At 52.2% G+C, this 13,752-nt stretch carries 11 protein-coding genes; 5 read left to right on the top strand and 6 right to left on the bottom strand.

Translation table 11 applies throughout. The annotated features are described in order from the left end of the window. Nucleotides 1-7: 7 nt before the first annotated feature. Genes rodA through ppa form a run of 3 tightly spaced genes read right to left on the bottom strand, consistent with a single transcriptional unit; the run spans nucleotide 8 to nucleotide 3,712 of the window. Entirely contained in the window at nucleotides 8-1,120 is a 1,113-nt protein-coding gene (gene rodA, locus L2Y54_RS06340; protein ID WP_236500960.1) for a rod shape-determining protein RodA, read from the bottom strand. Further along, complete coding sequence (gene mrdA / locus L2Y54_RS06335; RefSeq protein ID WP_236500959.1) at nucleotides 1,120-3,102, bottom strand: penicillin-binding protein 2; 1,983 nt, start codon at nucleotides 3,100-3,102, stop codon at nucleotides 1,120-1,122. Before mrdA ends, rodA begins: the two co-directional genes overlap by 1 nt. 55 nt (nucleotides 3,103-3,157) lie before the next feature. Then, a complete protein-coding gene (ppa, locus tag L2Y54_RS06330; RefSeq protein ID WP_236500958.1) occupies nucleotides 3,158-3,712 on the bottom strand; it encodes an inorganic diphosphatase in 555 nt (184 codons plus the stop codon). A gap of 103 nt (nucleotides 3,713-3,815) precedes the next feature. Here ppa and L2Y54_RS06325 point away from each other — a divergent pair, with 103 nt between their 5' ends. Then, nucleotides 3,816-4,409, top strand: coding sequence for a DUF2058 family protein (locus L2Y54_RS06325; protein WP_236500957.1), 594 nt, complete (start codon nucleotides 3,816-3,818; stop codon nucleotides 4,407-4,409). Here L2Y54_RS06325 and rsmI read toward each other — a convergent pair. Beyond that, the gene (rsmI, locus tag L2Y54_RS06320) at nucleotides 4,406-5,248 is read right to left on the bottom strand and encodes a 16S rRNA (cytidine(1402)-2'-O)-methyltransferase (protein ID WP_236500956.1); all 843 of its coding nucleotides are present in this window, start codon (nucleotides 5,246-5,248) and stop codon (nucleotides 4,406-4,408) included. The two genes, L2Y54_RS06325 and rsmI, sit on opposite strands and share 4 nt — an antisense overlap. A gap of 77 nt (nucleotides 5,249-5,325) precedes the next feature. Further along, nucleotides 5,326-7,347, bottom strand: a complete 2,022-nt coding sequence (locus tag L2Y54_RS06315) for a sodium-translocating pyrophosphatase (RefSeq protein ID WP_236500955.1) — start codon at nucleotides 7,345-7,347, stop codon at nucleotides 5,326-5,328. 225 nt (nucleotides 7,348-7,572) lie between these two features. Here L2Y54_RS06315 and L2Y54_RS06310 point away from each other — a divergent pair, with 225 nt between their 5' ends. Genes L2Y54_RS06310 through argA form a run of 4 tightly spaced genes read left to right on the top strand, consistent with a single transcriptional unit; the run spans nucleotide 7,573 to nucleotide 11,337 of the window. Next, on the top strand, nucleotides 7,573-9,093 hold the full coding sequence (locus L2Y54_RS06310; protein ID WP_236500953.1) for a penicillin-binding protein activator: 1,521 nt from the start codon (nucleotides 7,573-7,575) through the stop codon (nucleotides 9,091-9,093). After that, nucleotides 9,059-9,448, top strand: coding sequence for a YraN family protein (locus tag L2Y54_RS06305; RefSeq protein WP_236500952.1), 390 nt, complete (start codon nucleotides 9,059-9,061; stop codon nucleotides 9,446-9,448). Before L2Y54_RS06310 ends, L2Y54_RS06305 begins: the two co-directional genes overlap by 35 nt. Nucleotides 9,449-9,460: 12 nt before the next feature. After that, a complete protein-coding gene (locus L2Y54_RS06300) occupies nucleotides 9,461-10,051 on the top strand; it encodes a phosphoheptose isomerase (protein WP_236500951.1) in 591 nt (196 codons plus the stop codon). A gap of 5 nt (nucleotides 10,052-10,056) precedes the next feature. Then, nucleotides 10,057-11,337 (top strand): amino-acid N-acetyltransferase, encoded by a 1,281-nt coding sequence (gene argA / locus L2Y54_RS06295; RefSeq protein ID WP_236500950.1) that lies wholly within the window; start codon nucleotides 10,057-10,059, stop codon nucleotides 11,335-11,337. 105 nt (nucleotides 11,338-11,442) lie between these two features. On the opposite strand, the gene L2Y54_RS06290 is transcribed toward argA, so the two are convergent. After that, a complete protein-coding gene (locus L2Y54_RS06290; RefSeq protein WP_236500949.1) occupies nucleotides 11,443-13,677 on the bottom strand; it encodes an NADP-dependent isocitrate dehydrogenase in 2,235 nt (744 codons plus the stop codon). Nucleotides 13,678-13,752: the final 75 nt, after the last annotated feature.

Genomic DNA, 13,752 nt, shown 5'->3' with positions numbered 1-13,752 from the left:
TCCGTCTTCAGCCATCCCGTTGATAAATGCGTTTGCGTTTCTTCATCCCCATAATGATCCCGAAAGCCATCATCAGCGTAACCACCGAGGTTCCCCCGTAGCTCACTAATGGCAGCGGCACCCCCACCACCGGAAGCATTCCGCTGACCATGCCGGTATTCACAAACAGGTAAAAGAAAAATGACACACTCAGACTGCCACCTAGCAAGCGTGCAAAGGTATCTTCACCCTTGCTGGCCAGATATAAGCCCCGCCAGATAATAAACAGGTATAACCCCATTAAAATCAAACTACCGACTAAGCCGAATTCTTCACCAAAAATCGCAAAAATGAAGTCTGTGTGCCGTTCTGGCAGAAAGTCCAGATGCCCTTGATCACCTTGCATCCAACCTTTTCCATAAGCCCCACCAGAACCAATCGCAATTTTTGACTGATAAATATGGTATCCAGTTCCCAACAAATCCGATTCTGGATTCAAAAGTGTATCAACCCGCCTGCGTTGGTAATCATGCATCCCAAAAAAGTACAATAAGGGTGCTGCTATTGTGACAAAAGCAATCGCCCCACCAATCAGCCACCAAGACATCCCTGCCAGATAAATAACAAAAAAGCCTGAGGTTGCAATCAGCAAAGCCGTTCCCAAATCCGGCTGTTTCATTACCAACAGCATCGGCACTAATACCAGCACCAGCGCAATCACAATATCAATAAAACGGGGGGGCAAAGGTTTCTCTGAAAAGTAATACGCCAACATCATTGGCACGGCTAACTTCATGATTTCTGAAGGCTGTATATCAATACCGATGTACAACCACCGGGTTGCCCCTTTTTTAGTGACGCCGATAATCAGCACTAAAATCAGCAAGACAACCCCAATACCGTACAACCAGATCGACCACTGCCGCAGGGTTTTGCTGGAGATCTGCGAAAAAATCAACATCACACCCAAGCCAATTGAAAAGTGCATCATTTGCCGTTGCACTCGCTCAATCTCGCCATCACTGGCGCTATACAGCGTTGCCAACCCTAGAAAGATCAGCAATGACAATGCCGCCAGTAATACCGCATCCACCCGCTGTAAAGCGACAATCAACCAAGAAGGCAACAAACTGTTAATCACTACTCACCCCCCTGTTTTTTCTTTTTCGGTGTTTTTTTCTCAGCGTCTGCGGGCGGTGTCTCTGAAACAGGCTCTTGGTGCACCACTTCACCGGCTGGTTTCAACATATTCTCACCGTACTGCTGAAGTAAATACGCATCCATAAGCTTGCGTGCTAACGGTGCAGCGGCAGTCCCACCACCGCCCATCGCATTCTCCACAATCACTGCCACCGCAATTTTAGGGTTATCCGCAGGCGCAAACCCCACAAACAACGCATGGTCACGCAAACGCTTAGCAATGCGCTTCGCATTGTATTTCCCACCCGCCAAACCGAACACCTGTGCCGTACCTGTCTTACCCGCAATGCGGTAACTTGCCCCATCACCCGATGACCGCGCAGTACCACCTGGGCGCATTACGTTTTCCATTCCCTGAATGGTCAATGTCCAATAATTATCCTTCGCTTCAATACTTGGAAACGGCTCCGGCTTAAGAATACTCTCATCTTGATTACGTGCAGTACGCACCCCACGCAAGACATGTGGCTTCAAGCGCACCCCCCGGTTCGCCATAATGGTGGTGGCATGAGCCAATTGCAGGGGTGTTGCCAGCCAATACCCCTGCCCGATACCAATATTGACGGTATCACCGGGAAACCAACTGCGCTTATGCCGCTTTTCCTTCCATTCCTTGCTTGGCATTAAGCCTGATGCCTCTGCTGGCAAGTCAATGCCAGTTTTTTCACCAAAACCAAACTGCCGCATCCCTGCTGAGAAACGATCAATTCCCATGCGATACGCCAAATCATAAAAGTAGGTATCGCAAGACTGCTGGATCGAATACTTCAAATCAACCGAACCATGCCCTTTTTTATTCCAACACCGAAACGCATGTTTTTGACCTTGCAAACGGAAAAATCCAGGGTCATACACCCGGCTACCCGGCGTAATAACACCCTCAATCAAGCCTGCCACCCCTACCATTGGCTTAATCGTCGAACCCGGCGGGTATGCTCCCTGCAAGGCACGATTGAATAAAGGACGACCAGGATCTTCGCGCAAGGCGCTGTAATCTTTCTGCGAGATACCATTAATAAATAAATTCGGGTCAAACGTCGGCACACTCGCCAAAGCCAGCACTTCACCGTTACTCGGATCCATCGCCACAATCGCCCCACGTTCATTTTTCAATAAATTTTCCGCAACAATTTGCAGATTAATATCCAAGCCCAGAAACAACTCCTGCCCGCCTACTGGTTCTTGCTTACCGAGTTCTTTCTGCTTTTTGCCATGCGCATCCACCTCAATCAGCTCAAAACCCGCCTTCCCGTGCAAACGGTCTTCATGGGAAGCTTCCACACCAGACTTACCAATATGGGTAGTACCGGTGTACTCAATCTTGTCGACACGCTCCAGATCGCGGGCATCAATACGCCCCACATACCCAATCACATGACTCGCCGTTTCCACCAAAGGATAGTAACGCTCCATGCGCTTTACCACCTTGGCACCACGAAAGCGGGGGGCATTCACCGCCAAGACCGCCTGTTCCTCTTCCGTTAAATTGCCCCGAATGGGAATAGGCTGATATTTAAAGCGCCGAGCCTGTGTTTTGAACAAACGCACATCTTTTTCTACCAAGGGAATAAGTCCCCCCAAACGTTCAACGAATAAATCAACATCGGCTAACGTCGACTTACCGTCACCATTTTCATCACCGATATTGTCACGTACCACTTCAAGCACGTATTGCGTGTGGCTATCAGCCAATAGCACGCCGTTGCGGTCATAAATTTGACCACGATTGGGGGGGATAGGAATGCGTTTTTGATAATGCTGGCGGGAAAGATCAGAATATTTGGCGTAATCGGATACTTGGAGCTGGTAAACCCTCCCCAAAATCCCTAGCAGGGCAAACAGAATAAAGACACCCGCAACCACAGCCCGCACATTGAACATGTGCTGCTCATCGCGTTCTAATTTAATCGGTCTATCGCTCATAAAGTACTAACGAGCATCCTGTCTGCCCTGCTTGAAATCGGGCGACTATAACAGATTAAGAGAACGGAATCTCCTCTGGTTGCTCCGTATTATAGCGCTCAATACTGTCTAAAATTTCTTGCTTGGCTTCTTCGATACCTGCCCAGCCTTCCACTTTCACCCACTTGCCTGCATCCAATTCTTTGTAACGCTCAAAGAAGTGTTGGATTTGGCTCAACAATAGTGGTGGCAGTTGCTCATAGGAGTTAATTTCGCGATACCCAGAAGACAACTTATGCGCAGGCACTGCCACAATTTTGGCATCAATCCCGGATTCATCCGACATTTTCAACATACCCACCGGGCGCACCGGAATCACACAACCGTGCATCAACGGTGTCGGGCTGACCACCAACACGTCGGTAGGGTCGCCATCCTGTGCCAACGTGTGCGGAATAAACCCATAATTTGCTGGGTAAAACATCGGGGTAGACAGGAAACGGTCAACGTACAACGCCCCGCTTTCCTTATCCAACTCATACTTGACTGGCGTCGACAATGCCGGAATCTCAATGATGACATTCACGCAATCAGGAACATCACGCCCAGCAGGAACTTTATCAATATTCATGGTTTACTCTACTCTTGTGTAAAAATCACGGTATTATACCGCTTGTTAACGAATCTAACAGCAACTAACCACCACTACTTGTCGACAATTTCAAGAGAACAGCATGGCACACTCATTACGCGACCAACTCCTCAAAGCGGGGCTAGTCACCGAAGCACAGATTGAAAAGGCTAACCAACCCAAACCTGCTCCCTCACGGCAAGCCCCACCGCGCGATAAAGCCCCGCGTCGTGACAACCGCCCAGCCGTAGCCCCAGAAAAACCGCAACGCACTGAAAATAAAGCACCACGCCCAGCTCCCAAAGAAAAAAGCGACCTCGAACAATTTTACGCAGCCCGCGCCAAAACCGAACGCGAAGAGCGAGAACAAGCCGAACAACGCCAGCGTGAAATCGCCGCTCGCCGCAAACAAACCCGCGAACAAGTTGCCGCGCTCATCAGCGCCAACCTACAGAATGTCGACGATGCTGACATTCGCTACAATTTTGTGGTCGGTGACAATATCAAATACCTCTACGTCACCGAAGCCCAACAGCAAGCCTTAGCCGCTGGCGAACTCGCGATTATCTTTTTAGGTGGCAAACGTTGCCTGATTCCGCTCGACATTGCGCAACAAATTTTAGCACTCGACCCCGACAAACTCATCGTCATCAATAGCCCCGAAGAACCCAGTGAAGCGCCAGAATCAGCCGCCTAAACCATCGCCAGCGCTTGCTTATACAACTGGTTTTTCGGCAATCCCGTCAAACGGGCAGCAATCGCTGCTGCCTGTTTCACCGGCAACTCTTCCAGCAACACCGCCAGAATACTGTCCGCACGCAAGGCACTGAGTTGTTCCTGATCCTCATTCGCCACCTTACCCGCCACCACCACCACGAATTCACCGCGTGACATATTGGTATCGGTACTCAGTTGCGCGACTAATTCACCCGCGCTACCCCGGTAAATGCTTTCAAACAGCTTGGTCAATTCGCGCAATACCACTACCGGGCGTTCCTCACCCAAGGTGCTTGCCACATCCGCAAGCATCTCAGCAATACGGTGACTGGATTCGTAAAACACCAAGGTGCGCGGCTCATCTACCAAACTTTCCAGCCATTTGCGCCGCGACACCGCTTTTGCCGGTAAAAAACCTTCAAATACAAACCGATCCGTCGGCAACCCCGCTACCGACAGCGCCGCAATCAAGGCACTTGCCCCCGGAATCGGCACAATTTTGCACCCTGAATTCCCCAAGGCATGAACCAGCTTGTAACCGGGGTCGCTGATCAACGGCGTACCCGCATCGCTGACTAACGCCAATTGCATACCCTGCTCCAATTCGGCTTGGATACTGGCAACGCGCCCCGCCTCGTTGTAATCGTGCAAACTCGCCAGCGTCCCTTGAATGCCGAAATGGGTGAGCAAACCACGGGTCACGCGGGTATCTTCCGCATAAATCTTATCCACTTCCGCCAAAATACGCTTGGCACGCTCCGTCATATCCGCCAAATTACCGATGGGCGTTGCCACGCAGTATAAAATGCCTTGTTTCATCCACTTCCCCAAACAACGAAGCCCACCACGAAGGGCGGGCTTCTGGTTTTGACTGGCAACGCCAGCCATGCACTACCTTACGCCAACAACGGCACAATCAGCAACGCGACAATGTTAATGATTTTGATCAACGGGTTAATCGCAGGGCCTGCCGTATCCTTGTACGGGTCGCCGACAGTATCGCCTGTCACAGCGGCTTTATGCGCTTCCGAACCTTTGCCACCGAAATTGCCTTCCTCGATGTATTTCTTGGCATTATCCCAAGCACCGCCGCCGGTTGTCATGGAAATTGCCACGAAAATTCCCGTCACAATCGTTCCCAGCAACACCCCGCCGAGTGCCTGTGGCCCCAAGGTCAGCCCCACAATCACCGGTACTGCCACTGGTAATAATGACGGCACAATCATTTCCTTAATTGCCGATTTGGTTAGCATATCCACGCAAGTACCGTATTCCGGCTTGCCTGTGCCATCCATAATGCCCGGAATCGTCTGGAATTGGCGGCGCACTTCCACCACCACCGAACCGGCAGCACGCCCCACGGCTTCCATCGCCATTGCCCCAAACAAATACGGCACCATCCCACCAATAAACAAACCGATAATGACCAAATGATTGGAAAGGTCAAAGGTCATTACTGTCTGATGTGCCGCTGACAAGGCATAAGTATAATCCGCAAACAACACCAACGCCGCCAAGCCCGCTGAGCCAATCGCATAACCTTTGGTCACGGCTTTTGTGGTATTGCCCACCGCATCGAGCGGGTCAGTAATATTGCGAATATCATCGGGTAAACCTGCCATTTCCGCGATACCACCCGCATTGTCAGTAATCGGGCCGTAAGCATCGAGTGCAACCACAATCCCTGCCATTGACAGCATTGAGGTTGCTGCAATCGCAATTCCGTACAACCCCGCCAGTTCATAAGCACCCCAGATTGCCAAACACACCGCCAACACCGGTGCTGCCGTGGAACGCATCGACACCCCAAGACCCGCAATCACGTTAGTGCCATGTCCGGTAGTAGACGCTTGTGCAATATGCCGCACCGGGCTGTATTCGGTAGCGGTGTAATATTCCGTAATCCACACCATTGCCGCCGTCAGCACCAAGCCAATCACTGCCGAGCCATACAGTGCATTCACGGAATAATCCGGGTTATCTCCCATCATAATCACGGTAACAGGGTAGAAAAAGATCAGTGACGCCCCACCTGCCACCGCCAAACCACGGTACAGCGCATTCATAATCTTGCCGCCGGTACGCGCTTTCACAAACATCGCGCCTAAAATCGACGCCAGAATGGAAAAGCCCCCCAACACCAATGGGTACACAATGGCATTTTCCGAGCCACCCATCAGCAAGCCGCCAAGCAACATGGTCGCAATAATCGTCACCGCATAGGTTTCAAACAAATCCGCCGCCATCCCCGCGCAGTCACCGACGTTATCCCCCACATTATCGGCAATCACCGCCGGGTTACGTGGATCGTCTTCCGGAATACCCGCTTCCACCTTACCCACCAAATCCGCGCCGACATCCGCGCCCTTAGTGAAAATGCCACCGCCCAACCGCGCAAAAATCGAAATCAAGGAACCACCGAATGCCAAGCCCACCAACGCATGAATCGCGTCCATCGACGATGTGCCGGTCAGGGTCAATACCGCGTAATAACCCGCCACACCTAGCAATGCCAAGCCGACCACTAACATGCCGGTAATCGCTCCACCTTTAAATGCCACATCCAACGCCGCATTCAAGCCGTCTTTGGCGGCTTCCGCCGTGCGCACATTCGCCCGCACCGACACATTCATCCCGATATAACCCGTCGCACCGGATAGCACTGCACCTAGCGCAAAACCAATTGCGGTTTGCCAACCCAGTGCAATAAAAATAACCGCAAATAACAGAATTCCCACCACCGCAATCGTGGTGTATTGACGATTCAAATAAGCTTGCGCCCCTTCCTGAATAGCCTGCGCAATCCGCCGCATTTCTGCATTCCCTTCCGGGCGGGCAAGCACCCAGCGCGTCGTCACCAGACCATAGACGAGTGCGGCAAGCGCACACAAAATAGCAACAGCCAAACCTGTGGACATTAGAACACCTCCCTTACTTATTAGTAGCAACTCTCGTCAACAAGCATAGTCCTATTTTCGACATATAGCCGGATTGTTAATAGGCTTAATTGATGTTTATCAGTGGGCAAACGCCAGAATACCCACAGTAAAATACCGCCAGCCGTATCAAACATACGTCATACCCAACAAAAAATGCTATATTTCGGCAACCATACCCCACAAACAGGTACCAGGAAGCACACCATGCCATTACGATTTCACCAAAGCATTCTGAAATACTGCGCCATCGCCTTATTGGCTGTCCCATTGATGTTGCAAGGCTGCTCGCCCAACGACTTCATCAATACCGACGGCAGTTCAGTCACCCAAGGCAATGCCACGGTTGAACAAGCCAACGCACTCTTTAATCAGGGGAAAAAACGCGAAGCGGCGCAAACCTATTACGCAGCCGCCGCACGCTACCCCACCCCGCAACGCGAGCGCGTCATTTTGCAAGCGGCTGAAATTGCCGCCTCCATCGGCGATGCCAATTTAACCAACACCTATCTGGCAAAAGTGCCTGCTTCCGCCCTCGATGGTGAGAACCGCGCCCGCCAAGCCTATGTCAGAGCGCTCTTGGCGTTGCAACAAAACAACCCCGCACTCGCACTGCGCACCTTACCCACTAATTTGGATAACCTGTCCCCAGCCTTGCGTGAAAAAGTTAAACACATCCAGCAACGCGCCCAAGCGATGGCAAGTGGCAATGGTGGCGGTGCTGCACCCAGTGTCCAAAATGTACAAACGGCACTTGTACCCACCAGCGTCACGCGCGTAGCGGCACTCCTGCCACAATCCGGGGCATTGGGTAGTGTCGGCCAAGAAATTTACCGGGGTATCGACACCGCCCGTAACAGTGTTGCCCGCGAAACCAGCGTACAACTCTATGATGTCAGTGCAGGCGGTGCAGTGGCCCAATACCAACGCGCCGTCGCCGATGGTGCGGATATTGTCATCGGCCCCTTGGATAAAGAATCCTTAGCTGAATTACTCGCCCAACCGCAAGTGCTCTCCAAACCCCTGCTCAGCCTGAACTACCTGACCAATAGCCGTAATATACCCGGTGCGCTTTACCAATTCGGGTTATTGCCAGAAGACGAAGCCCGTCAAGTCGCCGAAACCACCAGTGCACGTGGCTTACGCACTGCCATCGTGTTAGCGCCCGCTTCCAGTTGGGGGGATCGCATCTCCGGCGCATTCCGTGCCGCCTACCAAGCCAAAGGCGGTCAAGTGATCAATATTCAACAATTTGCTGATACCCCATCTAACGCTTACCTGCAAAACGTACAAAATGCCTTAGCCGCCACCCAAGGTCGCGCCAGCATGGTGTTCCTGGCAGCATCCCCCAGCCAAGCCCGCCTAATGCGCCCCTTGTTAGCCGCACAAGCGCCGGAATTGCCGATTTATGCCACCTCACATATTTTTTCCGGGCGGGTTGATGCTGGCAAAGATGCCGACCTTGACGGCATTATGTACACCGAAATCCCTTGGGTGATGGAAGGCTTGCAATCCGGCACACTCAACAACTCGCAATTCCCGCGTATGTTCGCACTGGGGATGGATGCATTCCTGATTGCCAAAAACCTGCCCAGCATTGCGCGTAACCCCAATACGCAAGTCAATGGCAAAACCGGCAATATCCGTTTAATGGGCAATCGCCAAGTTCAACGCACCTTGCTATTCGCCACGTTTGCTAACGGCGTACCGCAAGCCGTTGGACAATAAGGCGCAAGCGCCGCACCTGCAACGCGGCATCAGCACCGAACAACTGGCTTGTGAACATTTGCAAGCCAGCGGTTTACACCTGCTGCACCAGAATTACCGCCTGAAAATGGGCGAAATCGACCTGATTATGCGCGATGGCAATGTCATCGTGTTCGTCGAAGTGCGCTACCGCAAAACTACCCGTTACGGCGGCGCATTGCACAGTATTGACCCACGCAAACAAGCGCGTATCATCCGCACCGCACAACATTATTTGCAATACCGCGCACCGGATGCCCAGGCACGTTTTGACGTGGTAGCGGTCGAAGGTGATAACGCTATCCTTTGGATCAAAAACGCTTTCGACTCGGGCTAAACCATGAATTCCATGAATTTACAGACACGTATCCAACAACACTTCGCTGCCAGCATTGAAACCAAGCAACAAGCCCTCGCGGTATTGCAAGAACCGATTCTCGCCGCCGCTACGCTGGTATTCGACACGGTGCAACACGGCGGCAAAATCCTCAGTTGCGGCAATGGCGGTTCGGCGGGGGATGCGCAACATTTCTCCTCCGAAATGCTCAACCGTTTCGAGCAAGAACGTCGGGGTTTGCCCGCGATTGCGCTGACCACGGATACTTCCACCCTCACCTCCATCGCCAACGACTACAGCTACGAACGGGTATTTTCCCGCCAAATCGAAGCCTTGGGGCGCAAGGGTGATGTATTGCTGGCAATTTCCACCAGCGGCAATTCCACCAACGTGAATCGCGCTATCGACGCCGCGCATGAGTGCGGAATGCAGGTTATCGCCCTGAGTGGTAAAGCGGGTGGCAGCATGAAAGCGCTGTTGCAAGCGGGTGATGTGGAACTGCGTGTCCCCGCTGACAGCACAGCGCGGATTCAGGAAACCCATTTGCTGCTCATCCACTGTATTTGCGACTTGGTTGATCAGATGTTGCTAACCCAAGGGTAATCAACATGAGGCAAGCACCCAACCCGCACAGCGTCACGTTTTTCCGCGAAGCCGCGCCTTACATCCACAGCCATCGGGGTAAAACTTTCGTGATCGCGTTTGCTGGTGAAGTGATTGCCACGCCACACTTTCGGCAAATTGTGCAAGACCTCGCCATTATTTCCAGCCTCGGCGCACGGCTGGTGCTGGTACACGGCACGCGCCCGCAAATTGACGAACGCTTGCACCGCACTAACACCCCGATTCGCTTGCACAAAGGCATTCGCGTTACCGACAGCACGTCGTTGCTGGCGGCACAGGAAGCCATCGGTTTTTTGCGTATCCGCATCGAAAACTTGCTGACCCATGCGCTCAATCAACCATCGCTAAATAATGAAGGTTTAGGGATTATTTCTGGCAATTACATTACGGCACGTCCGCTGGGTATTTGCGATGGCATCGACTACGGCTACAGCGGACAGGTGCGAAAAATCAACCACACGTTGATGCAACAGCAACTCGATTCCGGCAATATCGTGCTGCTCTCGCCGATGGGCTATTCACCGACGGGCGAAGCCTACAACCTGCGTTACGAACAAGTCGCGGTCGCTGCCACCACAGCGATTAAAGCCGACAAGCTGATATTCCTCAGCCATCAGCCGCTGAATTTGCCGCACGAACTCACCCTTGAGGAAGCCAAAGCCAGCCTGCCCTACAACTCGCTGCTACCCGCCGTGATTGAAGCCTCAGAAAACCAAGTGGAACGCATCCACCTACTCGACGCGGACATTGATGGGGCATTGCTGCTGGAACTGTATACACGCGATGGCGTGGGCAGCATGATTGCCGCCGAACAGTTTGAACGCCTACGTGCCGCGACGATTGAAGACATCAGCGGGATTATGGAACTGATTCGCCCGCTGGAAGAACGCGGCATTTTGATCAAACGTTCCCGCGAACAACTGGAACTGGAAATCCATAACTTCCACATTATCATCCGCGACCGCGAGGTGATTGCGTGCGTTGCCCTCTACGATACCGCTGATCCACAGGTTGCCGAACTCGCCTGCCTCGCCGTCAGCCAGCACGATCGTGGCGGCAATCGGGGCGATAAACTCCTCAAACACATTGCACAACTCGCGAAAACCCAAGGCAAAACCCGCCTGCTGGTGCTGACCACCCAGACCACCGACTGGTTTCGGGAACGCGGCTTTGAAAAAGGCAGCGTGGATGAACTGCCTGCCAATAAGAAATCGCTGTATAACTACCAGCGCAATTCGCAGGTGTTGTTTAAGACCTTGGAATGAAGAAACCCCTCCTAACCTCCCCTTGTCAGGGGAGGGACAAGAGGAAGATGCTTTTCTTTGCTCCCTCCCTTGATAAGGGGAGGGTCGGGGAGGGGTTTCTTTATCTTAAACGGCTGCCGCTGCCAATGCCGCATTCAACGTCGCGCTCGGACGCATTACCTGCGCCATCCTTGCCGGATCAGCGTAATAATAACCGCCCAAATCCACCGGCTGACCTTGCACCGCATTCAATTCCGCCACAATCACCGGCTCATTCTCTGCCAAGGCTTGTGCCAGCGGCGCAAACTGTGCGGCTAATGCTGCATCATCCGTTTGCGTTGCCAAGGCTTCCGCCCAATACAGCGCCAAATAAAAATGGCTACCGCGTGTATCCAACTGCCCCGTCCTAGCAGACGGCGACTTGCGGTTATCCAACAGCTTGCCGGTTGCCAAATCCAGCGTCGTTGCCAGAATCTTGGCACGCGGACTCCCCGTTTGGATAGCCACCTCTTCCAAGGACACCGCCAACGCCAAGAACTCACCCAAGGAATCCCAACGCAAATGGTTTTCACCGGTCAACTGTTGCACATGCTTGGGCGCAGAACCACCCGCCCCCGTTTCAAACAAACTGCCACCTGCCATCAGCGGCACAATCGACAGCATTTTGGCACTGGTTCCCAACTCCATGATCGGGAACAAATCGGTCAGGTAATCGCGCAAAATATTACCCGTCACGGAGATCGTATCCATGCCCCGTACAATGCGCTCCAAGGTGAAACGCATCGCCCGTGTTTGCGACATAATGTGGATTTCCACACCCGTTAAGTCATGGTCTTTCAAGTACAAGTTTACTTTTTTGATCAATTCCGCTTCATGCGGACGGTACGGGTCGAGCCAGAATACCGCCGGTATCTTCGACTGACGTGCACGATTCACCGCCAATTTCACCCAATCACGCACGGGCGCATCTTTCACTTGGCACATGCGCCAAATGTCACCCGCTTCGACGTGTTGCTCCATCAGCACTTTGCCTTGATCATCCACAATCCGCGCCACGCCGTCGATTGGCACTTCAAACGTTTTGTCGTGCGAACCGTATTCTTCTGCCTGTTGCGCCATCAGACCCACGTTAGGCACTGAACCCATCGTTGCCGGATCAAATGCGCCATTGGTTTTGCAAAAATTGATCATTTCCTGATAAATACGCGCAAACGTGCTTTCGGGAATCACCGCTTTGGTGTCCTTGAGCTTGCCATCCACGCCCCACATTTTGCCGCCATTGCGGATCATCGCAGGCATCGACGCATCCACAATCACATCGTTCGGCGCGTGCAAATTGGTAATGCCCTTGTCGGAATCAACCATCGCAATTTCTGGCTGACTGGCGTAACAGGCTTGAATATCCGCCTCAATTTCCGCGCGTTGTGCCGCTGGCAGCGACTGAATTTTCTCGTAAACACTGCTCATGCCATTGTTCGGATTAACCCCTAACTGCGCAAACAGCTCGCCGTGCTTGGCAAATAAATCCTTGAAAAACACCTTAACCGCGTGACCAAACACGATGGGGTGCGACACCTTCATCATGGTTGCCTTCACATGCAGGGAAAACATAATGCCGGTTTCTTTAGCATCCTGAAGCTGCTCTTCGTAGAACGCACACAAGGATTTTTTGCTCATGAACATACTGTCGATGATTTCGTCTTTCAGCAACGAAGTCTTTTCCTTTAAGCGCATGATTTGACCATTCGCCATCACCAACTCCATGCGTACATCGCAATCACGCGCCATCGTCATGGACTTTTCGCTGGAATAAAAATCACCACGGCGCATAAACGAAACGTGAGTACGCGACGCTGGACTCCACTTCCCCATCGAATGCGGGTTTTTCTGTGCGTAACGCTTCACCGCAGGTGGTGCCCGCCGGTCGGAATTGCCTTCACGCAAGACCGGATTCACTGCGCTGCCCAATACGTTGGCGTAACGGTTCAGTAGCTGCTTTTCGGCATCCGTTTGCGGATTTTCAGGGTATTCTGGCACGGCAAAACCTTTGGCACGCAGCTCGGTAATCGCGGCTTTCAATTGCGGCATCGAAGCACTGATATTGGGCAACTTAATGATATTGGTATCAGATACTTGTGTCAGCCGCCCCAATTCCGCCAGATTATCTGGCACACGTTGCGCCTCAGTCAGGTAGTCAGGGAATTCGGCAAGAATGCGGGCTGCCACGGAAATGTCACTTTGCATGACTTCAATACCTGCCGCCGCCGTAAACCGTTTGATAATGGGTAATAACGAATAGGTCGCCAATAATGGCGCTTCATCCGTTAAGGTGTAAATAATCTTTGGGGGTTGAGTCGTCATAGTTATTCCTAAATATACAATTCGCAGTATATTGTAACATGACATCTATTACTTTAGAGATAGATGCGGTCGAAA

The sequence above is a fragment of the Thiothrix winogradskyi genome (genome assembly GCF_021650935.1).
Lineage (GTDB): Bacteria > Pseudomonadota > Gammaproteobacteria > Thiotrichales > Thiotrichaceae > Thiothrix > Thiothrix winogradskyi.
This window is presented reverse-complemented; position numbering and strand designations above follow the sequence as displayed.

Excerpts from the sequence above, each read along its gene's own strand:
- mrdA (WP_236500959.1), bottom strand. The coding sequence starts at position 3,102 with ATGAGCGATAGACCGATTAAATTAGAACGCGATGAGCAGCACATGTTC.
- ppa (WP_236500958.1), bottom strand. The coding sequence starts at position 3,712 with ATGAATATTGATAAAGTTCCTGCTGGGCGTGATGTTCCTGATTGCGTG.
- L2Y54_RS06325 (WP_236500957.1), top strand. The coding sequence starts at position 3,816 with ATGGCACACTCATTACGCGACCAACTCCTCAAAGCGGGGCTAGTCACC.
- rsmI (WP_236500956.1), bottom strand. The coding sequence starts at position 5,248 with ATGAAACAAGGCATTTTATACTGCGTGGCAACGCCCATCGGTAATTTG.
- L2Y54_RS06315 (WP_236500955.1), bottom strand. The coding sequence starts at position 7,347 with ATGTCCACAGGTTTGGCTGTTGCTATTTTGTGTGCGCTTGCCGCACTC.
- L2Y54_RS06310 (WP_236500953.1), top strand. The coding sequence starts at position 7,573 with ATGCCATTACGATTTCACCAAAGCATTCTGAAATACTGCGCCATCGCC.
- L2Y54_RS06300 (WP_236500951.1), top strand. The coding sequence starts at position 9,461 with ATGAATTTACAGACACGTATCCAACAACACTTCGCTGCCAGCATTGAA.
- argA (WP_236500950.1), top strand. The coding sequence starts at position 10,057 with ATGAGGCAAGCACCCAACCCGCACAGCGTCACGTTTTTCCGCGAAGCC.
- L2Y54_RS06290 (WP_236500949.1), bottom strand. The coding sequence starts at position 13,677 with ATGACGACTCAACCCCCAAAGATTATTTACACCTTAACGGATGAAGCG.